This window comes from Streptosporangium sp. NPDC023963, assembly GCF_040639135.1.
GTDB lineage: Bacteria > Actinomycetota > Actinomycetes > Streptosporangiales > Streptosporangiaceae > Streptosporangium.
Window position 1 is genome coordinate 73,479 of record NZ_JBEZZK010000014.1, and the last position, 26,457, is coordinate 99,935.

At 72.2% G+C, this 26,457-nt stretch carries 22 protein-coding genes; 13 read left to right on the forward strand and 9 right to left on the reverse strand.

Annotated elements, in window-relative coordinates; translation table 11 throughout:
- Positions 1 to 73 precede the first annotated feature (73 nt).
- Positions 74 to 976 (forward strand): AlkA N-terminal domain-containing protein, encoded by a 903-nt coding sequence (locus tag AB0F88_RS32585; protein WP_362692889.1) that lies wholly within the window; start codon positions 74 to 76, stop codon positions 974 to 976.
- A 185-nt stretch (positions 977 to 1,161) separates the two neighbouring features.
- On the opposite strand, the gene AB0F88_RS32590 is transcribed toward AB0F88_RS32585, so the two are convergent.
- Positions 1,162 to 1,548, reverse strand: coding sequence for a helix-turn-helix domain-containing protein (locus AB0F88_RS32590; protein WP_362692892.1), 387 nt, complete (start codon positions 1,546 to 1,548; stop codon positions 1,162 to 1,164).
- A gap of 158 nt (positions 1,549 to 1,706) precedes the next feature.
- On the opposite strand from AB0F88_RS32590, the gene AB0F88_RS32595 reads away from it, so the two are divergent.
- The 3 genes from AB0F88_RS32595 to AB0F88_RS32605 all read left to right on the forward strand — a co-directional run bounded on the left by AB0F88_RS32595 (position 1,707) and on the right by AB0F88_RS32605 (position 4,083).
- The gene (locus tag AB0F88_RS32595) at positions 1,707 to 2,666 is read left to right on the forward strand and encodes an NADP-dependent oxidoreductase (RefSeq protein WP_362692895.1); all 960 of its coding nucleotides are present in this window, start codon (positions 1,707 to 1,709) and stop codon (positions 2,664 to 2,666) included.
- Between the two features lie 40 nt (positions 2,667 to 2,706).
- Positions 2,707 to 3,471 (forward strand): SDR family oxidoreductase, encoded by a 765-nt coding sequence (locus AB0F88_RS32600; protein ID WP_362692898.1) that lies wholly within the window; start codon positions 2,707 to 2,709, stop codon positions 3,469 to 3,471.
- A 153-nt stretch (positions 3,472 to 3,624) separates the two neighbouring features.
- A complete protein-coding gene (locus AB0F88_RS32605) occupies positions 3,625 to 4,083 on the forward strand; it encodes a nuclear transport factor 2 family protein (protein WP_362692901.1) in 459 nt (152 codons plus the stop codon).
- A 44-nt stretch (positions 4,084 to 4,127) separates the two neighbouring features.
- Here AB0F88_RS32605 and AB0F88_RS32610 read toward each other — a convergent pair whose 3' ends face one another.
- From AB0F88_RS32610 to AB0F88_RS32630, 5 genes are all read right to left on the reverse strand, one after another.
- Entirely contained in the window at positions 4,128 to 7,511 is a 3,384-nt protein-coding gene (locus AB0F88_RS32610; protein WP_362692903.1) for a chromosome partitioning protein ParA, read from the reverse strand.
- Between the two features lie 182 nt (positions 7,512 to 7,693).
- Positions 7,694 to 9,214 carry a hypothetical protein gene (locus AB0F88_RS32615; RefSeq protein WP_362692906.1) on the reverse strand — a complete coding sequence of 507 codons (1,521 nt, stop codon included), beginning with the start codon at positions 9,212 to 9,214 and terminating at the stop codon, positions 7,694 to 7,696.
- Complete coding sequence (locus AB0F88_RS32620; protein WP_362692909.1) at positions 9,204 to 10,421, reverse strand: hypothetical protein; 1,218 nt, start codon at positions 10,419 to 10,421, stop codon at positions 9,204 to 9,206. The genes AB0F88_RS32615 and AB0F88_RS32620 overlap by 11 nt, the downstream gene beginning before the upstream one ends.
- 148 nt (positions 10,422 to 10,569) lie before the next feature.
- The gene (locus AB0F88_RS32625) at positions 10,570 to 12,198 is read right to left on the reverse strand and encodes a SulP family inorganic anion transporter (protein WP_362693281.1); all 1,629 of its coding nucleotides are present in this window, start codon (positions 12,196 to 12,198) and stop codon (positions 10,570 to 10,572) included.
- A 68-nt stretch (positions 12,199 to 12,266) separates the two neighbouring features.
- A complete protein-coding gene (locus AB0F88_RS32630) occupies positions 12,267 to 12,608 on the reverse strand; it encodes a metalloregulator ArsR/SmtB family transcription factor (RefSeq protein ID WP_329083654.1) in 342 nt (113 codons plus the stop codon).
- A 573-nt stretch (positions 12,609 to 13,181) separates the two neighbouring features.
- Between AB0F88_RS32630 and AB0F88_RS32635 the strand changes: the two genes are divergently transcribed.
- The 3 genes from AB0F88_RS32635 (at position 13,182) to AB0F88_RS32645 (ending at position 15,619) form a co-directional block, all read left to right on the forward strand.
- Positions 13,182 to 14,036 carry a helix-turn-helix transcriptional regulator gene (locus AB0F88_RS32635; protein WP_362692914.1) on the forward strand — a complete coding sequence of 285 codons (855 nt, stop codon included), beginning with the start codon at positions 13,182 to 13,184 and terminating at the stop codon, positions 14,034 to 14,036.
- A 126-nt stretch (positions 14,037 to 14,162) separates the two neighbouring features.
- Entirely contained in the window at positions 14,163 to 14,546 is a 384-nt protein-coding gene (locus tag AB0F88_RS32640) for a hypothetical protein (RefSeq protein ID WP_362692917.1), read from the forward strand.
- Positions 14,547 to 14,962: 416 nt separating this feature from the next.
- Complete coding sequence (locus AB0F88_RS32645; protein WP_362692920.1) at positions 14,963 to 15,619, forward strand: response regulator transcription factor; 657 nt, start codon at positions 14,963 to 14,965, stop codon at positions 15,617 to 15,619.
- Between the two features lie 33 nt (positions 15,620 to 15,652).
- Here the strand turns inward: AB0F88_RS32645 and AB0F88_RS32650 are convergent, their stop codons facing one another.
- On the reverse strand, positions 15,653 to 16,612 hold the full coding sequence (locus tag AB0F88_RS32650; RefSeq protein ID WP_362692923.1) for a proline dehydrogenase family protein: 960 nt from the start codon (positions 16,610 to 16,612) through the stop codon (positions 15,653 to 15,655).
- Between the two features lie 159 nt (positions 16,613 to 16,771).
- Between AB0F88_RS32650 and AB0F88_RS32655 the strand changes: the two genes are divergently transcribed.
- Positions 16,772 to 17,794, forward strand: a complete 1,023-nt coding sequence (locus tag AB0F88_RS32655; protein ID WP_362692926.1) for a helix-turn-helix domain-containing protein — start codon at positions 16,772 to 16,774, stop codon at positions 17,792 to 17,794.
- A gap of 33 nt (positions 17,795 to 17,827) precedes the next feature.
- Here the strand turns inward: AB0F88_RS32655 and AB0F88_RS32660 are convergent, their stop codons facing one another.
- Both AB0F88_RS32660 and AB0F88_RS32665 read right to left on the reverse strand, forming a co-directional pair.
- A complete protein-coding gene (locus AB0F88_RS32660; protein WP_362692929.1) occupies positions 17,828 to 19,417 on the reverse strand; it encodes a carboxylesterase family protein in 1,590 nt (529 codons plus the stop codon).
- Positions 19,418 to 19,771: 354 nt separating this feature from the next.
- Positions 19,772 to 20,149, reverse strand: a complete 378-nt coding sequence (locus tag AB0F88_RS32665) for a helix-turn-helix domain-containing protein (protein WP_362692932.1) — start codon at positions 20,147 to 20,149, stop codon at positions 19,772 to 19,774.
- 279 nt (positions 20,150 to 20,428) lie between these two features.
- Here AB0F88_RS32665 and AB0F88_RS32670 point away from each other — a divergent pair, with 279 nt between their 5' ends.
- The 5 genes from AB0F88_RS32670 (at position 20,429) to AB0F88_RS32690 (ending at position 26,423) form a co-directional block, all read left to right on the forward strand.
- A complete protein-coding gene (locus AB0F88_RS32670) occupies positions 20,429 to 20,785 on the forward strand; it encodes an STAS domain-containing protein (protein ID WP_362692934.1) in 357 nt (118 codons plus the stop codon).
- Positions 20,786 to 21,018: 233 nt separating this feature from the next.
- Complete coding sequence (rpoB, locus tag AB0F88_RS32675; RefSeq protein ID WP_362692937.1) at positions 21,019 to 24,486, forward strand: DNA-directed RNA polymerase subunit beta; 3,468 nt, start codon at positions 21,019 to 21,021, stop codon at positions 24,484 to 24,486.
- Between the two features lie 260 nt (positions 24,487 to 24,746).
- On the forward strand, positions 24,747 to 25,229 hold the full coding sequence (locus AB0F88_RS32680) for a hypothetical protein (protein ID WP_362692940.1): 483 nt from the start codon (positions 24,747 to 24,749) through the stop codon (positions 25,227 to 25,229).
- Between the two features lie 259 nt (positions 25,230 to 25,488).
- A complete protein-coding gene (locus AB0F88_RS32685) occupies positions 25,489 to 25,671 on the forward strand; it encodes a tryptophan synthase subunit alpha (RefSeq protein WP_362692943.1) in 183 nt (60 codons plus the stop codon).
- A complete protein-coding gene (locus AB0F88_RS32690) occupies positions 25,668 to 26,423 on the forward strand; it encodes a GntR family transcriptional regulator (protein ID WP_362692946.1) in 756 nt (251 codons plus the stop codon). Before AB0F88_RS32685 ends, AB0F88_RS32690 begins: the two co-directional genes overlap by 4 nt.
- Positions 26,424 to 26,457 lie beyond the last annotated feature (34 nt).

Genomic DNA, 26,457 nt, shown 5'->3' on the forward strand with positions numbered 1-26,457 from the left:
GGATCACTCCCGGGCGAGATTCGACTGTGAGAATTACGCCTTTCCCATACCGGCCCCGTCCAGCGGACGGCCGGTGGCCGACGACCACGGGACGGTGTCGCTGCGGCTGCCGTTCCGGGCTCCGCTGTGCCCCGGCAACCTGTTCGGGCATCTCGCCGCGACCTCCGTGCCCGGGGTGGAGGAGTGGCGCGACGGCGCGTACCGCCGCACGCTGCGCCTGCCGCACGGCCACGGCGTCGTCACCCTGTGGCCGATGCCCGACCACGTCGGCTGCCGCCTGACCCTCAGCGACCGCCGTGACCTCCCCACCGCGATCGGCCGGTGCCGGAACCTGCTCGACCTCGACGCCGACCCCGTCGCCGTCGGAGACGTCCTTCGTGCCGACCCGGTGCTCGCACCCTTCGTGGACGAGCACCCCGGCCGCCGGGTGCCCCGTACCGTCGACGCGTCCGAGCTGGCGGTACGCGCGGTGCTCGGGCAGCAGGTGTCCACCGCCGCCGCCCGCACCCATGCCGCCCGGCTGGTCACCGCCCACGGCGAGCCGATCACGGACCCCGAGGGAGGTCTCACCCATCTCTTCCCCACCCCGGAGGCGCTGGCCTCGCTGGATCCTGCGAGGCTCGCCCTTCCCCGGACGCGCCGCGCGACGCTCACCGGCCTGATCGCCGCCCTGGCGGCCGGCGAGATCGATCTCGGCGCCGGAGGCGACCGGTGTCGAGCACGGGCGCAGCTCTCGGCGCTTCCCGGGCTCGGGCCCTGGACCGTCGAGACCATCGCGATGCGCGCCCTCGGCGACCCCGACGCCTTCATACCCGCCGACCTGGGGATCCGCGTCGCCGCCCGCAGGCTCGGCCTTCCCGTCACCCCCGCGGCGCTCACCCGCCGTGCCGCCGCCTGGCGCCCCTGGCGCGCCTACGCCGTCCAGTATCTCTGGGCCACCGGCGACCACCCCGTCAACCGGCTGCCCGCGGCCTGAAACCAGCCGGAACCGTCCCGCCGGTTCAGGTCGTGCGCTCCGCGACGAACACGAACTCGCGATCCGGCGCGGGCCACGGCTCGACCTCGCCCGTACCGCGGGTGATCGTGCCGCCGGTCCGGATCGTGCCGCCGGGGGTCGCGGGAGACGTGAGCCCGGCCGGCCGGCCACGCCGGGCCTCCGGGTCACCGCGCGTCGAAGGTCGTCCTGGACTCCAGGATGCCGGCGGCGTTGCTCTCCGCCCAGCCGGCCAGGCCGCGGACGACCTCGAGCAGGTCGATCCCGCGCGGGGTCAGCGCGTAGTCGACGCGCGGCGGGGTGGTGTCGTGGACGGTCCGGGTCACCAGGCCGTCTCGCTCCAGCCCTCGCAGTGTCGCGCTGAGCATGCGCTGGGTGATGGGCTCGCTCATCCGGCGCAGTTCGTTGAACCGCCGGGTGGTGTCGCCCAGCTGGCAGATGACGACCACCGACCACTTGTCGCCGATCCGCTCGAGCACGTCGCGGATCAGGGCGCGGCCCTGCTCGCACAGGCCGGGGGTGAGGTCGTCCGTCTCGGTGGTCGGATGCGCCATGGTCGTCAGTATACGAGAGATACCTGGTTCTGTCCTGGACGGTTCTCCCGGGGATACCTGGGCACGTTGAAGTGCTCTCTTGCCGCCTCCTCCACTTCGATGCAATGGTACGAACAACGGACCTGGTATCTAAAGAGAACTGCCTTGGAGCTGCGGGTATGCAAGTGATTGGGTTTTACGAGTTCGGGGGACCCGACGTGCTGCGGGTCGTCGACCTTCCGGAGCCGCATGCCGGACCCGGTGAGGTCCGGGTGCGGGTGCACGCGGCCGCGGTGAATCCGGCGGACACGCTGCTGCGCGCCGGCGTGCACGCGGAGGCGTTCGCCGGGGTGCCGGCCCCGTACGTCACCGGAATGGACATCGCCGGCGTGATCGACGAGATCGGCCCGGGGACGGAGACCGAGCTGTCCCCGGGGGAGCCGGTGATGGCGATGGTGATGCCGATCGGCCCGGCAGCGGGAGGCTACGCCGAGTACGTGGTGCTGCCGGCCGGCTGGGTCGTCCGCGCACCGGCGGGCGTCGATCACGCGGCGGCGGCGACGCTGCCGATGAACGGGCTCACCGCGCGGCTGGCACTCGACCAGCTGGCGCTCGCGCCCGGCTCCGTCCTCGCCGTGATCGGGGCCGCCGGGACACTCGGCGGCTACCTGGTCCAGATGGCCGCGCACGCGGGGCTGACCGTGATCGCCGACGCCGCGCCCGCCGACGAGGCCCTGGTCCGCCTGTCCGGCGCGACCGAGGTCGTGGCCAGGGGGTCCGACGTCGCCGACCGTATCCGGGCCCGGTACCCGGACGGCGTGGACGCGGTCGCCGACACGGCGCTGGTCGGGCCGCGACTCCTCGGCGCCGTACGTGACGGCGGCGTGTACGCCCGGTTCCGCACCGGCGATGAACCCGGCGGCCACGAGTTCGACGGCGACGGCCCGATCACGGTGCAGACGACGTTCGTCCCCGACTACGCGGGGCGGACGGACAAGCTGGACCAGATCCGCCTGCTCGCCGAGGCGGGCGTGCTCGTCCCGCGCGTCGCGGCGACCCTGCCCGCCGCCGAGGCGGCCGACGCGCACCGGCGGCTCGCGGCCGGCGGCGTCCGCGGCCGGCTCGTGCTCACCTTCTGACCTTCCGAACTCACCGAACCTCACCGACAAAGGAGTGGTCATGTCCGCACGCCTCGCAGAGAAGGTCATCCTGATCACCGGCGCCACCTCCGGCATGGGCCGTGCCGCCGCCGAGCGGATCGCCGCCGAGGGCGCGAAGGTCGTCCTGGCCGCCCGCGGCAAGGAGGCCGGCGACGCGCTGGTGGCCGGCATCCGCGCCGCCGGAGGCGAGGCCACCTTCGTCCCGGCCGACGTGACGGTGGAGGCCGAGGCCGCCGAGCTGGTCCGGCAGGCGGTGAGCCGGTACGGCCGGCTCGACGGCGCGTTCAACAACGTCGGCGCCGCCACCGCGATCGGCCCGGTGACCGGCATCGACGGCGACGCCTGGCAGGCCGACCTGGCGCTCAACCTCAGCAGCGTCTTTTACGGCCTGAAGCACCAGATCCCCGCTGTGCGGGACGCCGGTGGCGGCGCGATCGTGAACAACGCCTCCAACCTCGGCGTCGTCGGGGCGGCGGGCATGGCCTCCTACAGCGCCGCCAAGCACGGCGTCGTCGGGCTCACCCGGTCGGCGGCGCTCGACGAGGCCGCGGCCGGCGTACGGATCAATGCCCTGATCACCGGCGGCGTCGACACCCCCCTGCTGCGCGCCAACCTGGGCCCGACACCTGAGGAGTCCCTGAGTGCGGCCAGGGCGATGCACCCGCTCGGGCGGATCGCCCGGCCGGAGGAGATCGCGGCGTTCGTGGCGTTCCTGCTGAGCGACGAGGCCGGGTTCATCACCGGAGCCGCGCTCGCGATCGACGGCGGGATGACCGCCGCCTGACGACGGATCCCGCCGTGGCGGGCGCCGGCCGCCGCGGGGGCGCGGACGGTACGGGGCCCGCCGGCCACGGCGCCGTCGCATGACCTTACTCAACGAACGATCGACATCTCATTCTCCGTGACCCCGTCACGGACGACTGTTCAGGAGCGCCACATGAACACCGTGGGTAACGACGACGCGCTGCGGCGCCTTCTCGACATCGAAGAGATCAAGCAGCTCAAGGCGCGCTATTTCCGGTTCCACGACACCAAGAAGTGGGACGAATGGGTCAGGCTGTTCACGCCGGAGATCCATCTCGAGATCGATGGGACGGTGCTCCGCGATCCCGTCGAGCTGGCCCGCGTCACCAGCGGCTGGAACGGGAACGCGATCGCCGTCCACCGGGGCTTCATGCCCGAGATCGACATCACCGGTCCCGACACCGCCACCGGTATCTGGAGCATGGACGACTATCTCGAATGGCCCGAGAAGGACGGCCTGCCGCAGGGGATGCGGGGCTACGGGCACTACCACGAGGAGTACCGGAAGATCGACGGCAGGTGGCTGATCAGCCGCCTGAGGCTGGACCGCCTGAAGCTCGAGGTCTTCGAGGGCGGCCTGCCTCCCGTGTGAGGGCGATCCCCTGAGCGCTCGATCCCGGGCTCGTCACCGGCTCGTCACCGGCTCACCGCGGAGGCCAGGGCACGCACCCGCTCGGCGTGCCGGTCGTGGCCGATGACGACCGGCGGCTCGTTGTACGGCATGGCGTCGGAGGAGCGGCGCAGCTTGACGTACTGCCCGCACGCGTCGACGGCGTAGGGCTCCATGTCGTCCTGGAGCGCGCCGATCACCGTGATCCCGTACGTCTCGCCGATCCGGCGGAACAGCGCCACCGCCTCCCTGCGGTGCTCCTTGCCGAGGTTGCGGCCCAGCTCGTCGAGGACCAGGCACAGGTGCCCGCCGCCCGAGGACGCGATCGCCGCCGCGCAGACCAGTTTCACCGCCTTCTCGTCCATCAGCGCGGTGTTGGCCCGCCGGTTGTACGGCACGAACCCCTGCCCCTCGCCCCTGCGCCACTTGGGCGTCACCCGCCACGCCCAGCGCTGCTCGGGGTCGGCGGGCGCGGGCGGGACGGGGAACTCCAGCGTCGCGCCGTAACCTCCGTAGGAGGTGTCGAGCTTGTCGAACTCCTCGGCCACCCGGGTCAGCCGCGCCCTGATCGCGGCGGTCAGCGCGGACCGGTGCACCGCGGTGGACTGGGCCGCCTCCTCGGCACCCCTGGCGGCGGCCGTCAGGTCGCGCTGCCGGGTGACGATCTGCGTCTCGATCTGGCGGCGCCGGTGCCGCTCGTAGTCCTCCTGGCCGCGCAGGTAGGACGCGAGCGCCGAGCACACGCCGGGGAACGTCGCCTGCTCGCGGGCGGTGCGCCCGGCGCCCGGCGCGGTCCGCTCCCTGACCAGGAAGCGCAGCTCCTCGGGCATCTCCTCGTCCTCGCCGGGGAAGGTGTCGCGCAGCGCCTCGTCCAGGCGGCGCTCGGCGGCCCGCCACCACTCCTCGGACGTCAGCGGGCGCTCCTGCTCGTCCAGGGCTCCCAGCCATTCGCGGGCTCCGTCGACGGTGCCGCCCCAGTCACCGGCCAGCGTGTCCAGCCCGAGCGCGTCGCGGTCGGCGGTGATCCTCGCCGCCTGCTCCGCGGCCTGGTCGCGGTCGGACTCGTGCCGGGCCCTGCGGCCCTCCAGACGCTCGATCTCCATGTTTCTCGTACGGGCGCGGAAGTCCAGGGCGCTCGCCCGGCGTTCGGCCTCGTCGACCTTCGGCGCGATCCCGGCCAGCGCCTCGGACAGCTCGGTGAGCGCGCCCCGGCGCTCGGCCAGCCGGCGCTCGATGTCGGCCAGCTGCACGGACGCCTTCGCCCCCTCGAGCCTCCTGCCCGCCTCGGCCACGGCGTCCTCCGCGGCCCGTACGACCGCCGCCGCGCTCTCCTGGGTGTCACGCGCCCGGTGCAGGCGCTGCTCGGCCGCCTTGATGCGGGCTTCCCTGCCGGTGACCGCGACCTCGAACGATCCCACGACGGTGACACCCGCCGCGCTGACCAGCACCGATCCGGGCAGCGCGTCCAGGGCTCGCGCGGCGGCCTCCAGGTCGGCCGCGTCGACGATCACCGCGTGCTCGTGCGGCCACCCGCGGGCTCCCAGCGGTGCCGCCTGACCACCTCGGCGCTGCGCGGCCTCGTCGTCGCGCGCCTGCTCGGCGACGTCGATCGCGTCGAGCAGGCCGGTCGCCCCGACACCCGCCCCGGCGAGCGCGCTGAGCTGGGCCGCCGCCGGGCCGCCCTCGGCGTCGTCCAGCGCGGCCTTCGCCCCCTCGGCCTCCCGGTCGGCCACGCCCAGCGCCTTCAGCGCCTCGTTCAGCCGCGTCCTGGCCTCGGCCAGCTCGGCACCCGCCGCCGCCACGTCGCGCCCGTCGGCCAGGCGGCGCTGCTCCTCAAGGCCGGGAATCCAGCCGCGCAGCTCGTCGACCGAGTTCTCGGCCACCGCCCGGTCGGCGTCCAGCTTCGCCGCGCGTGCCTGCAGGGTGGTCAGCTCCCTGCGGGCCTCGGCCAGCCCGCGCTCCAGGGTGTCGTCCTTGAGCGTGGCGATCTCGGCCCTGACCTCGGCGATCGCCCCCGTGGCACGGTCGCCCGCCGCGCGGACCCGCTCCAGCTCGGCCGCCAGCGCCTCGTCCCGCTGCCCGGCGTCGGTCAGCCGGCGCGCCAGCCGCCCCCGCCAGCAGCGCAGCGCGTCGGCCAGCCGGACCCGGGCCCGGTCACGCCTGTCGAAGGTCTCCAGGAGCGTGCGGGACTCGCCCTCGAACTCCCGCAGCAGCTCCACGGCCCGCGTCGCCCGCACCCGCCTGGCGTGCTCGTCGCGGCGGGCCTCCCGCTCCTGGTCGAGCTCGGAGTCCAGGCCGGTCAGCGCGGCGATCGCCTCGAAGACCCGCTCGGGGGAGATCTCGTTGAGCGGCTGGGAGAGCAGGTTGGTGGCGACCTTGCTCCGTACCGAGGTCGACAGGAACGACACGCACCTGACGCGGTCGCCGTACAGGAACCTGGTCAGGTCGCGCGCCACCACGTCGCGGCGTCCCGCCGAGCGGGGCAGCGCCGCCCACAGCTCGTCGGCCCGCGCCACCCGCTCCGCCTCCGAGGCCGCCGCCGCCAGGTGCACCCCCTGGATCCACCTGATCTCCAGATGCGGGGCCTCCTGGTTGACCCGCAACCACACGGTCACCGCGTCGTCCAGGGAGGCGTCGTCCATGGAGGCGTGGTCCGGGGAACCGGTGCCCAGGGAGCCGCCGTCCACGGGGCCGCCGTCCACGGGGCCGCCGTCCACGGGGCCGGCGTTCGCGGAATCGGTGCTCGCGGGGTCGGTGTTCGCGGGACTCGTGGAGACGGAGCCCGTGGAGACGGAGCCCGCGGGGCCGGAGCCGGTGTGCGCGGGGCCGGCCGCCGCGAAGACGCCGACGATGTAGCCGTGGTCGGCGCTGGCCCACGTCCGGCCACCGCCGCCCGCCGCGAGCTCGGCGTTGAACAGCAGCTCCGCGACGGATTTCGCCCCCGAGGCGAACCGCCACTGCTCGTCCCCGAGCAGCGCGGTGATCATCGCGATGAACGACGACTTGCCCGCGCCGTTGGAATCCTTCGGCCCCGCGCCCGCGACCACGATCAGCGTGCCCGGCACGGTCGGCACCGGGTGGGTCGAGAGCCGGGAGATGTTGACCGGCTGCACGGCGATCAGCACCCGGTCGCCCACCACGTTCTCGCTCGGGGCGGTGGCGCGGGTCGTCTCCACGGGGACCAGGGTCGCCTGCGTCCCGCCCGGGTCCCCGGCGGTCTCGGAATCCCTGGTCCTCCCGCTCCGGGTGCCCCCCGCCTGGATGTTCCCGGCGCGAGCGCCTCCGGTGACCTCGGCCGGGGAGGCCTTTCCGGCCCCGGTTCCGGCCCCGGCCGTGCCGGTGCGGTTCTCCGTGGCCCTGGCTCGGCTCCCGCGGGAGCTCTTCGCGGCCTGGTTCCGCTGGTCGGTCAACCCCGTCGTTCCTTTCTTCCATCCTGCTTCCGGCGCCCGGGGCGCCGGGTCTCCGGCACCCCGCCCCGGGTTCCGCTCATCGTGAGCGACGGTCTCTTCGCGTCCGCTCGGCACCGGGGGCGCCGGGCCCGCCGAGGGCTCCGGCGCCCCGCCTTCGCGAGGGGCGGTCTTTCCGGACCCGCTCACCGCCGGTTGGCCCGTACGGCCGCAGCCAGCGGGGTGTGCGGTCCCGCGGCGAGGATCAGCTCCTCCTGCAGGCGGCGCCTGGCCTGCGGGGTCAGCCGGTGGAACTGCGGCCCCGGCACGTAACCCCCGGCCTCCTCGCCCGCCTTCACCTGGGTCACCAGACCCGCGTGGCGCAGGACGCGCAGCGCGGCGTCCAGCTCACCGATCGGCAGCCTGGTGTGCCGCCGGAGCTCGTCGACCTGGGCGGGGAACGGCGAGAGCCAGCTGTCGGCGGGCAGCAGGCCGTCGGCCCGAGGGATCGCCACCGAGTGGATCAGCACGAGCACCAGAACCGCCCGCTCGGACTCACCCAGAGCCGGGCCCACCCCCGAGGCGGCACCCGTCCCCGGGACCGTTCCCGCTCCCGAGGCCGTTCCCGTTTTCACTCCCGAGGCCGTTCCCGGCGCCGGTCCCGATCCCGCGCCTGGTCCCGATCCCGGGCCCGGCCCGGGGAGCACGCCCCCTCCCGCGAGGGTCTCGGCCGCGTAGCCCGAGGTCCACGCGTCGCGGTCGTGGATGAGGACCCGGCCGCGGCGCTCCAGCATCTCGGCGAGCGCGCGGCGCAGCACCGGGTCGCGCAACGCGGGAAAACGGGCCTCGTGCACCGGCTCGGCCGCGTGCTCCACCGCCATGAAGGCCGCCACGACCTCGGCCCTGCGCCGCTCGTCGAACGGGCCGAGCAGATCCTCGTCCACCTCCTCGGGAACCGCGACACCGGCCCCCGCCTCCGCGCCGTCAGGGACGCCCTCGACGACCGGGAGCACCTCCGGGCCGCCCGGAACCTCCTCACCGGCGGGCAGCCGGCGCATCAGCTCCCGCAACTGGGCGTGCGACGCGGCGGGCCAGGAGGCGCACCGGGGGCCGAGCCGTACGAGACCGCCGGTGACCTCCAGCCAGGCCGAGTCGTGCAGGCGGCGCAGCGCGCCGACCGCCCAGTTGCGCATGAGGTCGTCGCCGCGCCCGATCAGCGCCCGGTACGTCGACAGCACGTCGTCCACCGTGGCCGTGGTGCCGGGCCAGGGGTCGGCGGACAGGTCCGTCCAGCAGCACCGCAGCGCCGCGGCCAGCACCCGCCGGGTCTCCCCGGATCGTTCCACCGCCATCGGCGCGACCTGGTATTCCTCCAGGAGCGACGGGGTGGCCCCGTCGGGCCAGACCGGCAACGCCAGGCCCGTCCCGTCGCCGCGCCCCAGCCGCGCCATCCCGGCGGGAGCCGCCTCTCCGGCTCCGAGCGGGAGAGGACCGCCCGCCCTGGCGCGGACGTGCGCCGCCCGGGACGGCTCGGCGCCGGTCACGGGGATCCGCGCGCCGGTCCCGGCGTCGGCCCCTGCCGGACCGGCCGCCGTCGCTCGCCGCCGCGCGCCGTCCCCGGTGTCCGCCGGTCCCGCGGCCACCTGCTCGTACGCCGCTCCCGCCGCCCCCGCTCGCTCGTCCGCCGGGGCCGTCGCGGCCGGTGCGTGTCGCGGATCAGCCGGCACCGACGGTCCTTTCGAGAAGGCCGTGGGAGAGCCAGGCGGGCTCGCCGCCGGGGTCGGCGGTGAGGCCGTCGGACCAGCGCAGCCGGTAGGGGGAGTCGGGACGCAGGTCGGCGGAGACGAGGTCGGCCAGCAGGCGGCGGGCGGAGACCCACTCGCCGTCGGCGGTGAGCAGCTCCTCCAGCCGGGCGGTGGAGCGTCCGGCGAGCGCGGCCTCGGCCACCGCGGTCAGGTGGTCGAGGCCGTCGGTGCCGGGCTCGTGGGTGCCGGCGGGACCGGGGTCGGGCAGGGCCGAGCGCGGGGGAGTGGGCTGGGCGGGTGCCGGGCGGGGACTCTCGTCCACGGCCCTGACGATCGCCGCCGGGTCGTGCCAGGGGGCGGGGGCGTCGAAGACGAACCCGTCGAGCACCGCGGCCAGGCGCTCCCTGCTCGCGGTCTGCGCGAAGGTGCGCCAGGTCTCCGCGGGCAGCAGCGTCAGGTTCCTCGTCGTGCCCGCGGAGTCGGCCAGGCGCCCGGCGGCGCGGCGCGAGGCGTCGCTGTAGGAGTAGATCGAGGCGCGCAGCTCGGTGCAGGTGCGGTCGAGGTCGGGCCAGCGGGTGAGGATGGTGGCGTGCAGGCTCTGCGCACGCCGGGCGATCTCCTCGGTGCCCCACAGCTTGGGCGCCTGCTCGCGCAGCTCCTCGATGGTGCCGCCGGTCAGCGTGATCAGCTCCAGCGCCCACAGCCGGAAGGCGCGCGACAGGTTCTGCGCGCTGGCGCGGGCCTCCTCCATCGTCGTGCGGGGGTCGGCCACGTTGAGGTCCTCGAGCGCGAGCAGGCGGTGCATCTCCGACTGGCCGCCGTCGTCCATCATCCGGCGGATGAACATCAGCCCCACCACGCTGGTGAACGACGCGCGGTAGCGGAGCTGGTTGGGCTTGGGGAACACCTCGCGGATCGCGCCGAGACCGCGCAGGACCCGGAGCCGGTTCTCGAACCGGTCGAGCGGGTAGGCCCGGCAGACGTGGCGCATCTGCTCGTGGGTCAGCCACTCCTCGCCCGCCTCGGCGAACGCCGCGAACAGCGTCTCGGCGATGTCGACCAGCGCGGGGTCGTCCACCACCGCGCCGCTGTCGCGGGCGAGCGCCGCGAACATGCGGCGGTAGGTCGAGAGCACGGCCTCCTCGGTGAGGGCCGAGTCGAGCGTGATCTCGTGGTTCGTCTCTGGCACGCGCCCTACCGTAAGGCTTGCGCCCGACAATCCCGACCCGGACCGCCGAGAAGGGCCTCGCGGAGAGGCGCAGCTGAACACGGGGCGCCCGGTCCGGCGCCGGCTGCCCGCTCGGACCTCCCGCGGTCGTGGCCACCCAGGCCGGATGTCACGGGGTGGCGGCGGTCGCGGGCAGGACTCCGGCCTGCCGGAGCCGGTCGCGGGCGGCCTCGATGGCCTCGGGGGTGGTGGCGAAGACACGGCCGGCCCGGTCGAGGTGGGCGATGACGCCAAGGGCGTGCAGGGGCTGGTGGTGGCCCTGGCGGATACCGGAGACGTAGACGGTGATGCCACGGCGTTGCAGCCGCTCCATGGCGTCGCCGAGGACCAGGGCGCCGCTGGCGTCGATGGTGGTGACGCGGGACATGCGCAGGATCACCACGGAGACGGCGGCGACCTCGGACAGCTCCAGCAGGAAACGGTGGGCCGCGGCGAAGAACAGCGGTCCGTCCAGGCGGTAGGCGACGATGTGCTCGGCGAGCAGGGCGTGTTCCTGCTCGCTGTGGTCGCCGGGCAGCTCAGGGTGGATCGGCGTCATGTCCAGGCGGACGTCGCGCGCGATGGAGCGCAACGCCAGCGCACCGGCCACGACCAGGCCGAGGATGACGGCCTGGACCAGGTCGAGCGCCAAGGTGGCGACCGCGGTCAGTACCAGGACGACGGCGTCGCCGCGGGTGGAGCGGATCATGGCTTTGACCGAGCCGACCTCCACCATCCGCACCGAGGTGGCCAGCAGCACGCCGGCCAGCGCGGCGAGCGGGATCCGGGCGACCAGGTCGGAGGCGAGGAGCACGATCACGGTCAGGATGCCCGCGTGGGCCAGCGCGGCCAGCCGTGACTGGGCGCCGGAGCGGACGTTGACCGCGGTGCGGGCGATGGCACCGGTGGCCGGGACGCCGCCGAACAGCGGGACGACGAGGTTGGCCAGGCCCTGGCCGAACAGTTCCCGGTCGGGGTCGTGCCTGTGGTTGACGCTCATGCCGTCGGCGACGGCGGCCGACAGCAGCGACTCCAGCGCGGCCAGGGCCGCGACGGCGACCGCGGGGGCGAGCAGCGAGCTCAGCGCGCTCACGTCCATGAAGGCCAGCGAGGGAGCGGGCAACCCGGCGGGCAGGTCCCCGATGCGTGCCACCGGCGGATCGGCCAGCTGCGTCAGCAGGGTGGCGGCGGCCACGGCGAGCAGGGAGAAGGGCACGGCGGGCCGCCATCGCGCCCCCAGCAGCATCACCGCGGCCACCGTCAGGGCGATGGCCGGGGCCCACCACAGCGGCTGGGCGAGGAAGTCCCGTGCGGCCTGCCAGGCCACGGCGAGGACCTTGTCCCCTTCCGGGACCGGCACGCCCAGGGCGGCCGGAACCTGCTGCAGTCCGATCACGCAGGCGATGCCGATGGTGAAGCCCTCCACCACGGGGGCCGGCACCAGGGCCATGTACTTGCCCGCGCGGCCCAGCGCCAGCGCGATCAACAGCAGCCCGGCAAGCACGCCGACCATCAGCACGCCGGAGGCGCCGTGAGCATGCATGATCGGCACCAGTATCACCGTCATCGCCCCGGTCGGGCCGGACACCTGCAGGCTCGAACCACCGAACAGCGCCGCCAGTATTCCGGCGACCACCGCGGTGGCCAGACCCGCCGCGGCGCCCATGCCCGAGGAGATGCCAAACCCCAGCGCCAGCGGCAACGCCACGATCGCCACCGTGAGCCCGGCCAGCAGGTCACGGCGGGGACGGCGGCCCATCGCGGCCAACTCCCCGCCCTCGGGCAGCACGTCGCGCAGGCGGGCCCAGCCCGAGGAAAGCAGGGGGATCACGAGGTGCCGGTCTCGGTCTTGATCAGTTCGCTCAGCAGCTCGTGCTGCCCGGTGAGCATCTGCGTCAACAGCTTGCGCGCCGCGCGCAGCAACTCCGCCACATCACCACCGGCCAGGGCGTAGACCACGGTGGAACCGTCGCGGTGCGCGGTGACCATCCCCGAACGGCGTAGCACGGCCAGGTGCTGCGACAACCCCGTCGGCTCCACCTCGATGGCGGCCAGCAGGTCCCGCACCGGCATCGGCCCCTCCTGCAGCAGCTCCAGCACCCGGATCCGGACAGGGTGGCCCAGCAGCCGAAACAGCTCCGCCTTGGCCTCGTACAGTGGGACCGACATCACAGGGCGGCCCTCTCGCCCGGACCGGCCTCACCCGGGCCGATCGGTACACCGTGCGTACGAGCCAATCGCGTCACGTGGTCCCATTCCGCTTCGGCCGACATCAGCTCGCCGACGTCATCGCCATGGCGGGCCGCCTCCAACGCCGCGGCCGCCCGGCGTGCTCTTTCCCTGACCGCGGTGGCGAAAGACCCGTTCATGGCACACCCCTGATCTCGGTCTCATCCAACGGCACCATCATGTACTTAATTGCGTAAGTTCGCAATTCACGGAAACGCGAACAGGGTATCGCGAGCACGCGGTCACGGTCCCACCGCCTCGCCGGCCTGACTCGCCTTCCAGGCCGCCCTGTGTCATCACCGGCCCGCCCGGTCGAGCCCGGTCCGCCGGCGAGATCGGCGAGATCGGCGAGCGGAAACGGGCCGGGGCCGGAGCCGGGGACCTGGGCGGGCCGGAAGGCGCGATGGGAGCGCGCCCACGATTCTCCGGCAACTATTCGCAACATTTAAGACAGATCGCAACATCCGACGTACGGTCGGAGAACCAACCCCCCGCGGTGACAAGGTGATGGAGATGGCGACCTCCACAGCACGCATCGACGAGGCCAAAGGCATTCTCGCCGCCAGGCTCAGGGCGCTCCGCGCCGACGCCGGGCTGACAGGGCGGGCGCTGGCGGCGAAGACCGGCCTGGACCACACCAAGATCTCCAAGATCGAGAACGCGGTCCAGATGCCCAACCAGGCGGACATCCGCACGTGGTGCGAGGCCTGCGACGCGGACGAGCAGGTGGTCGACCTCATCGCGGCCGCCCAGAACATCGACGCGATGTACACCGACTGGCGCCGCCTGGAGGAGAGCGGCCTGGGCCACGTCCAGCGCTCCTTCCAGCCGCTGTACGACAAGACCCACCAGTTCCGCGTCTGGCAGCATTCGGCCGTGCCCGGCCTGCTCCAGACCCGTGACTACGCCCGGGGCCACCTGCGCGCCATCATCGACTTCCGCGGCATCCCGGACGACATCGAGGCCGCGGTCGCGGCGAGGCTGAAACAGCAGGAGATCCTGCGCAACGGGAGCAAGCGGTTCGCGTTCATCGTCGGGGAGCAGGCGCTCCGCATGCCGCTGGTCGGCCCCGAGCAGATGGCCGCCCAGCTCGACCGGCTGGCGGAGCTGACCTCCGGCACCGCGAACGTGTCCTTCGGCATCGTCCCCGCGACGATCAGGCCGCCGCTCATGCCGCCGGAGAATTTCTGGATATACGACGCCAACCGGGTCCGCGTCGACACCGTTCCCGGCCAGATCCAGCACAAGGCGCCCAGCGACGTGGTCGTGTACGAGAAGGCGTTCCAGGCGCTGAGCGGTGCCGCGGCGTACGGGAAGGAGGCCCGGGACATGCTGCGGGCCGCGGCCGGCGGGTTCCGCGGGAAGTGACGTCCTGAGGGCGGTGACGCCCGCGGGGGGCGAAGGTCCGTGAAGGGGGTGCTTCGCGAGGGGCGGACGCGCAACATCACGCAACATCGTTGAGGCGGGCAGCCGAAGATCCTTACCCTCGCCAGCGTGACCGTTGATCACAGAATCCCCGAAGACCTCGCGCCTACTCCCGCCGAACTCCGGGCCCGTGAACTGGCGGCCCTGCTGGCCCGATCCCACAACATCCCGGCGGACGTCCATCGCCTGCCTTCCGGAAAGATCGTCATCTCCGTTTACTACGGCCTGGTCGCCCGCCTGGACGACGCGTGCCGCTTCTGGTGGATGGTCCCGGTGCCCGCGGACCGGGACAGGCCGCTGTGGACGAGTGCCACCACCCCGGTCGCGGCGGCGATCCGGATAGCCGCTCACTACCGGGAACTGCGCGCCCGCCCGCTGGTCCACCTGATAGGCGGCGGTTACCTGCTGACCGACGTCCTGATGGAGCACCACGAGGCCGCCGCCCCGGTTTGACGGTGCGGCCGAACCTGTCCTGATTCGATGGTGCTCGCCGAGCTCGTCACGGTTCAGCCGCACTCGCCGTTGTCGTCCCGGTTACGGACCGCAGCCGGAACCGCCTCCGCGGAGCCCGCCCCCGGCGTCCGGCGAACGCGAGGCCGGTCGCTCCGGGCAGAGGGCCGCGCGGCCCGTCGCGGCCGATGCTCGCGGCCGATCCGGGGGCCTCGCGCGGGTCACGCGGCCCTTTCTGGAGGGCGCCCGCCGGCCGCCGGTCCTCATCGGGTGCTCGGTGAAGTCTCCGACCTGCGCGAATCACGGTTCAATGCCCCGTGTTTCGTGTTTAACTCGGACTTGCGGTAGTCACCCGACTTCCTTGGGTAGTGTCCCCGGGCCAGATGAGAGCGCGCGGTGTAGCAAGGGGGAGACGATTCATGATCAGCGTCCTGATCGCCGAGGACATGCATCTCGTCCGAGGAGCCATGGTCGCCCTGCTCTCCACGGAGAGTGACATCAAGGTCGTCGCCGAGGTCGGTCACGGCGACGAGGTGGTCCGCTCCTGCCTGCTCCACCGGCCGGACGTCGCACTCATCGACATCGGCCTGCCCGGCACGGACGGTCTCACCGCGACGGCGGAGGTGCACCGCCGGCTTCCCGAGTGCGGGACGGTGATCCTGACCGGGCTCGCGACCCCGGCCGCGCTGCGCCGGGCGCTGGACGCCGGGGCGCGCGGCTTCGTCGTCAAGGACGCTCCCGCGGGCCAGCTCGCGGGCTGCGTACGCCGGGTGGCCGCCGGTGAGCGGGTCGTCGACCCCGAACTGGCCGTCGCCGCCCTCAACGCGAAGAGGAACCCGCTCACCGCGCGCGAGCTGGAGGTCCTGCAGGCCGCGGCCGAGGGGGCGCCGGTCGGGGAGATCGCCGACCGTCTCTGCCTGTCCGGCGGCACGGTACGCAACTACCTGGCGCGAATCCTCAACAAGGTCGACGCCCGCACGCGCGTCGAGGCGGTCAGGATCGCCAGGGAGGCGGGCTGGCTGTGGTCCCACGACCTGACCGAACCGACTCTGAGCCGCTACCGCTCGCTCAACTGACCGCGCGCCCCGCGGACCCCGGCGCCGCCCCGGCTAGGGGGCGGCGGCGTCGACGAGGGCCTGGAACAGGCGTCGCGGGTCCTCGGCCAGCCGGTTGCACACGTACAGCCACCACTCGGTGCCGAAGACGACGTACTCGCGGGTGGGGTGGCCGCGTTCGGCCATCGCGGTGAGGCGGTCGGGGCCGAGGCCCAGGAGGGTCTCGAACTCCCACGGCGCGTCGGCACGGCCCGTCCCGCCCAGCCGGCGGTCGATGCGGTGGATCAGGTCCCAGTCGTGGGTCGCGAACGAGCACAGGTGCCCCGAGCCGGCCAGCGACTCGGCGTGGCGCAGGTAGGCGGCGGGCAGCGCGGCGTCCCCGCGTGCGTAGGCGACGGTCTCCGGTTCCAGGAAGGCGCCCTTGACCAGGCGGATCCTGCCCGGCAGGGCGAGAAGTCCCCGCAGGTCCTCGCCGGTGCGGTGCAGTCTCGCCTGAACGGTGATCCCGACGTGGTCGAATCGCTCGCACAGCCTGCGGTGCACCGACAGGACCGCGTCGGTGCGGTCGGAGCCCTCCGCCGAGATGATCATCTCCCGTCCGGTGCCGGCGGTCGCCCGGGCGATACGGGTGGCGTTCTCCAGGGCGAGTTCCTCGTCGATCGCCAGGCCGATGTGCGAGAGGTCGAGGGAGATCGAGCACCGCGGCGGAAGCAGGCGGGCGGCGTCGACGAACACGGCCGTCTCCGCCAGGGCCCGCTCCGGGTCACGGCAGCTCTCCCCCATGTACTCGACGTTCGCGCGGTGGCCGCCCGCGAGGATCTCCGTCACGCGTCCCAGCGCGTCCGCGAGGGTCTCGCCGGCCACGAAGCGCCGGGCCACCCGCCGGGCGAGAGGACCGAGCACGGGGTCCGAGGGCACCCGCCACTTGAGCTCCTCGTCGAGCGCGAGCGCGCGCAGGACCTGGGCCGCCCCGATGGAGGCTTCGTCGGTACCGGTGAGCTGAACGGTGGTCATCGCGCGCCTGGCTTTCGAGGGTGAGGAAGACGCCGGTCCGGCCGGCCCGATGCCAGCTTTCCAGCGGCCCGCCGGCCCAGAAAGTGGCAGAAATGACTAATATGGTGAAATTCCTGCCACTCATCGTGCCGGGCACGTACCGTCACCAGGAGGTCTCCCATGCTGCGCGACGTCGCCGTCCTGGCCCTCGACGGCGGGCACGCCTTCGAACTCGGGGTGTTCTGCGAGGTCTTCGGCATCGACCGCGGCGACGACGGCCTGCCCGCCTACGACTTCGCGGTCGTCTCCGCCACGGGGAGGAGCGTTCGTACCAGGCACGGCTTCCACGTCGAGACCCCGTACGGGCTGGAGCGGCTGGAGTCGGCGGACCTCATCGGCGTCCCGGCCTCCGACCCGGGCGTACGGCAGCCGGAGGAACTGTTCGAGGCGCTGCGGGCCGCGGTACGGCGCGGAGCCCGCGTGCTCAGCATCTGCTCCGGAGCCTTCCTGCTCGGCGAGGCGGGCCTGCTGGACGGCCGCCGCTGCACCACCCACTGGCGCTACGGAGAGGAGCTCGCCCGCCGCTATCCGCGGACGCGGGTGGAGCTGGACGTCCTCTACGTCGACGAGGATCCCGTCATCACCGGCGCAGGCACCGCCGCCGGGATCGACGCCTGCCTGCACCTGGTCCGCAAGGAACAGGGCAGCGCCGTCGCGGGCGACATCGCCCGGCGCATGGTGGCGCCCCCGTACCGCGACGGCGGCCAGACCCAGTACGTCAGGCGCCCGGACCCCGAGCCGGCCTCCGGGCACCTCGCGTCACTGCTGGTCTGGCTGGAGGCCAACCTTCACCGGGAACTGACCGTGGAGAGGATGGCCCGCCGGGCCAACATGTCACCGCGCACCTTCGCCCGCCGCTTCAACCGGGAGATCGGCACCACGCCGCTCCAGTGGCTCACCGGCCAGCGCGTCCTGCTGGCCCAGCGCCATCTCGAGAGCACCGACGAGCCGATCACCCTGATCGCCGAACGAGCCGGATTCGGGTCGGTCGCCACGCTGCGCCACCATTTCGCCCGTCAGCTGGGGACCACGCCCCACGCCTACCGGCGCACCTTCCGCGGCCCGCGCGAGGAAGGCGGGCGGCGCGTCGTTCCCTCGGGGACGGCCGGGGCGACACCGTCGAGGACGACCCTGCCGCGGTAGGACTCGTACGGCCCGTTCGCCGCGGCGGCCGGATCAGCGGCCCGGCGCCGGCCAGAAGCCGAGGTTGTGGTCGGCGGCGTAGTCGACCGGTTCGATCGCGTCCGGCTCCAGGGACTGGGTGTGCGGGACGGGGGCGGCACGGCCGAAGCGCTCCCAGCGGGGCAGCCCCTTTCCGTTGGGATCGCCGGTCCGGGCGAAGTTGGTCCAGTAGGCGATCATCTGGTCGGACAGCCTCCGCTGGGCCGGGGTGAACGTGACCGCCTTCTCGGTGAACAGGTACGGCATGTCGCCCGCGTGGTAGGCGCCCCAGGGAAAGTCCGTCTTCAACGGCAGGAACATCGGGGCCCGGCGGTCGGCGAACTGGTAGGCGTACGTCGGCGCCTTCCCGCTGAGCAGCCCGTTCTGCTCGAAGGTGGCCCTGGCCCACATGCGGTCGGTGATCACGGCGGCCCACGCCAGCCCCGGCGAGCCGTACCGGGCGACCGGATACTCCGCGCGCACCCGCGCCGCGTCCCTGCCGAACGCGGTCCGCAGCAGCCTGCCGTACCGCTCGGCGGTAACCGGCGTGCCCGCCGCGTCGTGGAACAGCCCGACGAAGATCCGGTGCTCGTCGCGGGTCGCCCCGGAGATCACCGGAACCCGGTGGAAACGACCTGCCCGCAACTCCGCGGCCGGTGATCCGGGCAGCGTCTCGCCTCCGTAGGCGTACGTCTGGAACATGTTCATGATCTGCGGCACTTCGAGGATCTTCTCCACCGGAAGGGCCCGCAGGCAGCGGAGGTCCTCGCAGCCGAGCCGCGGGGCCACGTACGTCCCCATGTTCTCGACCTCCGCCACCGGGCGCCAGGCGTAGGACGGGTAGGCGGGGACGCCCTCACCCATGCTGCCGGCGAGCATGTCCATCATGCCCTCGCCGCTCTGCATGACGGCCCGGTCGAACAGGCCTTCGCCGCCCGGCGAGGTCAGGTGCCCGCTGATGCTCAGCGCGCCCCACGAGACGCCGAACACCGTCACGTTCGCCGGGTCCCCGCCGAACGCGGCGGCGTTGCGGCGAACCCAGCGCAGCGCCGCCTGCTGGTCCTGCAGGCCGTACGTGCCCGACCCCGCGAGCCCCGGGTACCCGAAGCCCCCGAACACCCCGAGCCGGTAGTTGATCGTGACGACGACGACATCCCCGCGGACGGCGATCCGGCGCACGTCGCTGAGGTCGCCGGAGCCCAGGGCCCCGTCACCGTGGATCCACACCATCACCGGACGGCTCTTTCCCGGCGTGCGCGGCGCCGTCACGTTGAGGAACAGGCAGTCCTCGTCGGAGCCGGTCACCTTCGCGTAGTCGCTTCCCACCTGCGGGCACACGCTGCCCGGCCTGGTGGCCTCCCTGATCCCGGTCCAGGGTCTCACCGGCGCCGGCGAGTTCCACCGCAGCCTGCCCACCGGCGGGGCCGCGTAGGGAATCCCCTGGAAGATCCGGTGCTCGCCCGTCACCGTTCCCCGTACGGCTCCCGCGTCCGTCCGGACCACGCTCTCGCCGGTCTTTCCCGGTCCCCGCCCCGGGGGCTCGCCCGCGCACGCCGGCACCAGCAGCGTCGCCGCCATCGCGGCACTCGTCGCTTTTCGTCTCATGCCCTCCACGCTGTCAGCGGACGGACTGCTCCAGCAGATCCGTCGATCCCGAACCCCCCAGGACAAATGTCCTCTTCCTGGCACCGTCCTGCGCGGGAAGGTGCCAGGAGCCGATACGGGTCAGCTGCCCGCCGGGGGCTCCAGGTCGAACGCCTGAGTTCACGCGTCGCCCGGCGTCGTTCCGCGGAGAGCGTGTCGCGCGCCACGCCGTACAGCCGGCCGACTTCGCCGCCAAGGTCGGGACGGTAGGTGTGCGCCGAGTCGAGCACCGCGAGGAACACCTCGGCGACCGCGCCCCGCTCGCCGCCCGTTCCCGCCGGCGAGGGGATCCGGGCACTCGCTGCCGCTCTGCCTTCAGCGGTGCCGGCCTGCGTGGTGGGCCTGTTCGTGGTGGGCCTGTTCGTGGCGGGCCTGTTCGTGGCGGGCCTGGTCGTGGCGGGCGAAGATGTCCAGCAGCATGCCGATGGGCACATCCGCCTCGGTGGGGTAGCGGAAACGCTGGTCGGGGTTGATCGTGTAGTGGTTGCGGCGGCCGACTTTGGAGCGGGTGAGGTAGCCCGCCTGGTGCAGGTCGGTCACGATGCCCTGCGCCGCGCGTTCGGTGATGCCGATGACGGCCGCGATGTCGCGCAGCCGCGCCTGCGGGTCGCGGGCGATCTCCAGCAGGACCCGGGCGTGGTGGGTCAGGAAGGTCCACGAGGACGAAGGCTGGTCGGGACTGTTTTCGGCCACGTCACATTCTCCCAGCATCGCCGGAGCGGGTCGTTACGGAACGGGCAGGGACAGGCACCACCATAGGAAAAAGTATACCGGAAACATCTTTCGTGTATCTTTGTTCCGACGTAAGGTGGAGACGTTCAGGTCCGTCGGCATGCACCGGGGCGAGTAAGGGGATCGATCACATGGCTGTCGTGCAGCATCGGCCCGTACCGGCCGGCTCGCCACGCCCGGTGGCACCGGCTGCCGGTCTCGTCGGCCGCCGACCCGCGACGAACGCCTGACGGTGAAGTCATGACCGTCCAGAAGCGGGGTGTGTCCGGCACGATCTGGGTCGACGCCGTGCTCTACCTCGATCGCACGCTGCGCATCACCTACAGCCCGGCCTCGCCCGGAGGTGCGGTCCGGCTGATCGGCGAGCTCGACGCCACCAACACCCGGGCGGCCGCCCGGACCCTGGCCCAGGTGCGGGCGGCCGAGGACATCCTCGTCATCGATGTCGGCCGGCTGGAGTTCGTCGACCTCGCGGGCCTGCGCATGCTGACCGGCCTGTGCCGCGACGGTGTGGCCCACCTGGCCGACGTGCCGGCCGGCATGCGCCGCCTGCTCGGCCTGCTGGACCGGGTGGACGTCCTCGACGAGTGCGCATGACGGAGCCCGGCCGGCGTGGTTCAACATGTCTCCGAGCGCGCGGGTTGACGAGTCCAAGGCGGCTGTGGCATGCTGAACGCGGCACCGAGGGTTGACTCTCACAGTAGATGTAGACACTCATTTGTCCTTTGCGGTATGCTGCCTCCTCGCATGCCGCTCGACGCCCTGGATTCTTCCGGGGCGTTTGGCATGCGCGCAGTCCGATTCCATCGGTGCCCCCGGAAGGACATCTGTTGGCAGCCTCGCGCAACGCCTCCGCCGCATCCGCATCCGCTCCCCGTCGTGTGTCTTTCGCGCGCATCCCGGAGCCGCTAGAAGTTCCTGACCTTCTCGCTCTTCAGACCGAGTCCTTCGACTGGTTGCTCGGCAACGAGAAGTGGAAGGGGCGGGTCGAGGCGGCTCGCCAGGCCGGGCGCAAGGACGTTCCGGCCCAGTCGGGCCTCGAAGAGATCTTTGAGGAGATCAGTCCCATCGAGGACTTCTCCGGGACCATGTCCCTGTCGTTCCGCGATCACCGGTTCGAGCCGCCCAAGTACTCGGTCGATGAGTGCAAGGACAAGGACATGACCTACTCCGCCCCGATGTTCGTCACGGCGGAGTTCGTCAACAACACCACTGGTGAGATCAAGAGCCAGACCGTGTTCATGGGCGATTTCCCGCTCATGACCGGCAAGGGCACTTTCATCGTCAACGGCACCGAGCGTGTCGTCGTCTCCCAGCTGGTCCGGTCCCCGGGCGTCTACTTCGACCGCGGTGTCGACAAGACCTCCGACAAGGACGTGTTCGGCTGCCGCGTCATCCCCTCGCGTGGGGCGTGGCTCGAGTTCGAGATCGACAAGCGTGACAGCGTCGGTGTCCGCATCGACCGCAAGCGCAAGCAGGCCGTCACCGTGCTGCTCAAGGCGCTCGGCTGGACCAGCGAGCAGATCCTCGAGCGGTTCGGTCAGTACGAGTCCATGCGCGCCACCCTGGAGAAGGACCACACGGCCGGCCAGGACGACGCCCTGCTCGACATCTACCGCAAGCTGCGCCCGGGCGAGCCGCCGACCAAGGAGTCGGCGCAGACGCTGCTGGAGAACCTGTACTTCAACTCCAAGCGTTACGACCTCGCCAAGGTCGGCCGATACAAGATCAACAAGAAGCTCGGGGTTGACAGCGAGATCACCCAGGGCACGCTCACCGAGGACGACATCGTCGCCACCATCGAGTACATCGTCCGGCTGCACGCCGGCGAGACCTCGACGGGTGAGGTCGTCGTGGAGGTCGACGACATCGACCACTTCGGCAACCGGCGCATCCGCACGGTGGGCGAGCTCATCCAGAACCAGGTCCGCCTGGGCCTGGCCCGCATGGAGCGCGTCGTCCGCGAGCGGATGACGACCCAGGACGTCGAGGCGATCACGCCGCAGACCCTGATCAACATCCGCCCGGTCGTGGCGTCGATCAAGGAGTTCTTCGGCACCTCCCAGCTGTCGCAGTTCATGGACCAGACCAACCCCCTGGCCGGCCTGACGCACAGGCGGAGGCTCAACGCGCTGGGCCCCGGTGGTCTGTCCCGCGAGCGGGCCGGGATGGAGGTCCGTGACGTCCACCCCTCGCACTACGGCCGCATGTGCCCGATCGAGACTCCCGAAGGACCGAACATCGGCCTCATCGGTTACCTCGCGTGCTTCGGCCGCATCAACGCCTTCGGGTTCGTCGAGACCCCTTACCGCAAGGTCGTCGACGGGCGGGTCACCGACCAGCTCGACTACCTGACCGCGGACGAGGAGGACCGCTTCGTCAAGGCGCAGGCCAACACGGTGCTCGACGCCGACGGCACCTTGGCCGAGGCACGGGTCCTGGTCCGCACCAAGGGCGGCGAGACCGAGCTCGTGCGCGCCGACGAGGTGGACTACATCGACGTGTCGCCGCGCCAGATGGTGTCGGTCGCCACCGCGATGATCCCGTTCCTGGAGCACGACGACGCCAACCGGGCCTTGATGGGCGCGAACATGCAGCGCCAGTCGGTGCCGCTGCTCAAGAGCGAGGCGCCGCTGGTCGGCACCGGCATGGAGTACCGTGCCGCGACCGACACGGGCGACGTCATCACCGCCGACAAGGCGGGTGTGGTCGAGGAGGTCTCCGCCGACTACGTCACGGTGATGAACGACGACGGCACCCGCACGACCTACCGGGTCGCCAAGTTCAAGCGCTCCAACCAGGGCACCTGCTTCAACCAGAAGCCGATCGTGAAGGAAGGCGATCGGATCGAGGTGAACCAGGTCGTCGCCGACGGTCCCTGCACCGACGACGGCGAGATGGCCCTGGGCAAGAACCTGCTGGTGGCGTTCATGCCGTGGGAGGGCCACAACTACGAGGACGCGATCATCCTCTCCCAGCGCCTGGTGCAGGACGACGTCCTGTCCTCGATCCACATCGAGGAGCACGAGGTCGACGCCCGCGACACCAAGCTGGGCCCCGAGGAGATCACCCGCGACATCCCCAACGTCTCCGAGGAGGTCCTGGCCGACCTCGACGAGCGCGGCATCATCCGCATCGGCGCCGAGGTCGTCCCCGGCGACATCCTCGTCGGCAAGGTCACGCCCAAGGGCGAGACCGAGCTCACCCCCGAGGAGCGCCTGCTCCGCGCGATCTTCGGGGAGAAGGCCCGCGAGGTCCGTGACACCTCCCTGAAGGTGCCGCACGGCGAGCAGGGCAAGGTCATCGGCGTCCGCGTGTTCAGCCGCGAGGAGGGCGACGAGCTCCCCCCCGGCGTCAACGAGCTGGTCCGCGTCTACGTGGCCCAGAAGCGTAAGATCACCGACGGCGACAAGCTGGCCGGACGGCACGGCAACAAGGGCGTCATCTCCAAGATCCTCCCGGTCGAGGACATGCCCTTCCTCGAGGACGGCACCGCCGTCGACATCATCCTCAACCCCCTGGGCGTGCCCGGCCGAATGAACGTCGGCCAGGTCCTGGAGACCCATCTGGGGTGGATCGCCGCCCGAGGGTGGGACATCACCGGCATCCAGGAGGCCTGGGCCGAGCGGCTGCGCGACAAGGGCTTCGCCGAGGTCGAGCCGCGCACCAACATGGCCACCCCGGTTTTCGACGGCGCCAACGAGGAAGAGATCATCGGTCTGCTCGACAACACCCTGGTCAACCGCGACGGCGGGCGCATGGTCGGCGCGAACGGAAAGGCCCAGCTGTTCGACGGCCGTTCCGGGGAGCCGTTCCCGCACCCGATCTCGGTCGGCTACATCTACATCCTGAAGCTGCTCCACCTGGTCGACGACAAGATCCACGCGCGTTCGACCGGCCCCTACTCCATGATCACCCAGCAGCCGCTCGGCGGTAAGGCCCAGTTCGGCGGCCAGCGCTTCGGTGAGATGGAGGTCTGGGCCCTGGAGGCCTACGGCGCCGCCTACGCCCTGCAGGAGCAGCTGACCATCAAGTCCGACGACGTCCTGGGCCGGGTGAAGGTCTACGAGGCGATCGTCAAGGGCGAGAACATTCCCGAGCCGGGCATCCCGGAGTCGTTCAAGGTCCTCATCAAGGAAATGCAGTCGCTGTGCCTGAACGTCGAGGTGCTCTCCAGCGACGGCATGTCCATCGAGATGCGCGACACCGACGAGGACGTCTTCCGCGCCGCGGAAGAGCTCGGCATCGACCTGTCCCGGCGTCCCAATGAGGGCGCGATGTCCGTGGACGAGATCTGACGGTTTCCGCGCGACGTGCGGGTGCAGGCCCGCGCCGGAAGGGAGGCGGCCGTCTTCCGGCGCGGGTGGGGCACGCTGCGCGGGACCGGAACCGGCCTGCCCGGACACGGTGCGCCCGCCTGGGTCCGGGGCGAAGTGCCGACCGCGCGCCGCTCCAGAGGGTTCCTCGAGCCGCGCATTCCAGCCAGGACAATCCGCCCGGCTCTCCGAGGTCGCCCCGGCCACGGCGGAATCCGGTGTCGCAAGCTTTGGAGGACACGATGAACGCCGAGACGGCCGCACTGCTCTTCGACGTGGTCGAGCGTCTCCAGAAGAACATCGTCGCCCGCGACCGCCCCGCGATCGTCGCTCTCGAAGGAGAGCGGAGGCTCGTGCTCATCGACTACGACTATCTCCGCGATCCGCGGTCCGCCACCTCGTTCGAGACGCGAGCGGCCGCCAGGGCACGGGAGATCCAGGCGACGCGATGGGTCTTCGCCGTCCCTCTGGTATGGGTCACCGCCCCTGACGTCGTCTACAGCCGCGCCGTGTCCAACCTCCCTCTACGCGAGGGGGAACAGGAAACGATCACCTGGATGAGTTTCGACGAGAGCGAGGGCGTGGACTACGGGCGCGTCCCCTACGCGCGCCGCCCCGGCGGGGAACCGGTGTTCGGCGACCCGGAGATGTTCGCCGTGGGCGTGCGTCCTGCCCCGACCATGCCGGGCCACATGCTCCTCCAGGAACTCTTCCAGAACAGCTGATCCAGCCCAGCGATCACGGTCGCCTCCTCGATGGCCTTCTACGCTCCACCGGCGCCTCCTCGATGCCTTCTACGCTCCACCGGCGACACGGCGACGCCGGGTGTGGCGCGTCGCCACGCCGCCCGTGCCACACCCGGCGACGCCGCAGCCGCGGATTCGTCCACGGGGTGTCGCTGACGGGCACCACCGGTGAGCGGGCCGTCCTCGCCGCCTCTGCGGCGGAGCCCGCCGAGCGGATCAGGCACGTCACCGGCCGGCCTTGCTAGGATTTGGCATTTCCACCCCGGACCAGGCACGCGAAGCCCGCCGGCACGCCGACGGCGTGGTGGTCGGCGCCGCGGTCGTGCGGCGGGTGCTCGACGGGGCCGGGCCGGACGACCTGCGGGCCTTCCTCGCGACCCTGCGGCAAGCCCTCGACCAGGAGTGTGACCGACCACGATGAACCCCGACGCCGGGCACGAGGCGAGATACCGCGCCATCGCCGCCGACCTCGCCGCGAAGATCCGGTCGGGGCACTACGCCCCCGGTGAGGCGCTGCCGCCGCAACGGGAGCTGAGCGCCTCCTACGGGGTGACCCTCATGACCCTGCGCCAGGCGTTGCGGGAGCTCAGCGACGAGAGGCTGATCGTGCAGCAGCCAGGCAAGGGCACGTTCGTCGCTCCGCCCCACCTGGCGTACCAGCTCGACTCGCTCCGCAGCCTGGTCGACGACCTGCGTAAACAGGGCCACGACGTGCGTACCGCGGTGGCCGGGCGGGCGGTGCGCAGGGCCCCCGCCCGGATCGCCGCGGAGCTGCGGCTGCGTCCCGGCGACACCGCCCTGCGGCTGGAGCGGGTCCGCGAGTTCGCGGGACGCCCCGCCGTACACCAGGTGTCCTGGGTCCGCCGGCCGGTGGCCGACCGGATCCGCGACCGCGACTTCACCGTCGTCTCCCTCTACACGGCCCTCGCCGACGCGGGAGTGACGGTCGCCCGGGCGACCGAGGTGGTCCGGCCCGGCTCGCTCGACCCCGCCGCCGCTCGCCACCTCCACGAGCCGCAGGGCAGCCCGGTGCTCGTCAGCAACCGGATCACCTACACGCTCGACGCCACGCCCGTGGTGTCCGACCATGCCACCATCCTCGGCAGCATGATGGAGATCCGCACCGAACGCGCCGCCACCGGTCTCTCTCTCACCTGGGGCGCCACCAGCTGAGGACCTGTGTGGTCCGTCCCGCCGCGGTCCCGTC

Coding starts and splice junctions, on each gene's coding strand:
- AB0F88_RS32680 (WP_362692940.1), top strand. CDS start 24,747: ATGAACGCCGAGACGGCCGCACTGCTCTTCGACGTGGTCGAGCGTCTC.
- AB0F88_RS32645 (WP_362692920.1), top strand. CDS start 14,963: ATGATCAGCGTCCTGATCGCCGAGGACATGCATCTCGTCCGAGGAGCC.
- AB0F88_RS32670 (WP_362692934.1), top strand. CDS start 20,429: ATGACCGTCCAGAAGCGGGGTGTGTCCGGCACGATCTGGGTCGACGCC.
- AB0F88_RS32650 (WP_362692923.1), bottom strand. CDS start 16,612: ATGACCACCGTTCAGCTCACCGGTACCGACGAAGCCTCCATCGGGGCG.
- AB0F88_RS32630 (WP_329083654.1), bottom strand. CDS start 12,608: ATGTCGGTCCCACTGTACGAGGCCAAGGCGGAGCTGTTTCGGCTGCTG.
- AB0F88_RS32655 (WP_362692926.1), top strand. CDS start 16,772: ATGCTGCGCGACGTCGCCGTCCTGGCCCTCGACGGCGGGCACGCCTTC.
- AB0F88_RS32605 (WP_362692901.1), top strand. CDS start 3,625: ATGAACACCGTGGGTAACGACGACGCGCTGCGGCGCCTTCTCGACATC.
- AB0F88_RS32690 (WP_362692946.1), top strand. CDS start 25,668: ATGAACCCCGACGCCGGGCACGAGGCGAGATACCGCGCCATCGCCGCC.
- AB0F88_RS32600 (WP_362692898.1), top strand. CDS start 2,707: ATGTCCGCACGCCTCGCAGAGAAGGTCATCCTGATCACCGGCGCCACC.
- AB0F88_RS32595 (WP_362692895.1), top strand. CDS start 1,707: ATGCAAGTGATTGGGTTTTACGAGTTCGGGGGACCCGACGTGCTGCGG.
- AB0F88_RS32625 (WP_362693281.1), bottom strand. CDS start 12,198: ATGGGCCGCCGTCCCCGCCGTGACCTGCTGGCCGGGCTCACGGTGGCG.
- AB0F88_RS32635 (WP_362692914.1), top strand. CDS start 13,182: ATGGCGACCTCCACAGCACGCATCGACGAGGCCAAAGGCATTCTCGCC.
- AB0F88_RS32590 (WP_362692892.1), bottom strand. CDS start 1,548: ATGGCGCATCCGACCACCGAGACGGACGACCTCACCCCCGGCCTGTGC.
- AB0F88_RS32660 (WP_362692929.1), bottom strand. CDS start 19,417: ATGAGACGAAAAGCGACGAGTGCCGCGATGGCGGCGACGCTGCTGGTG.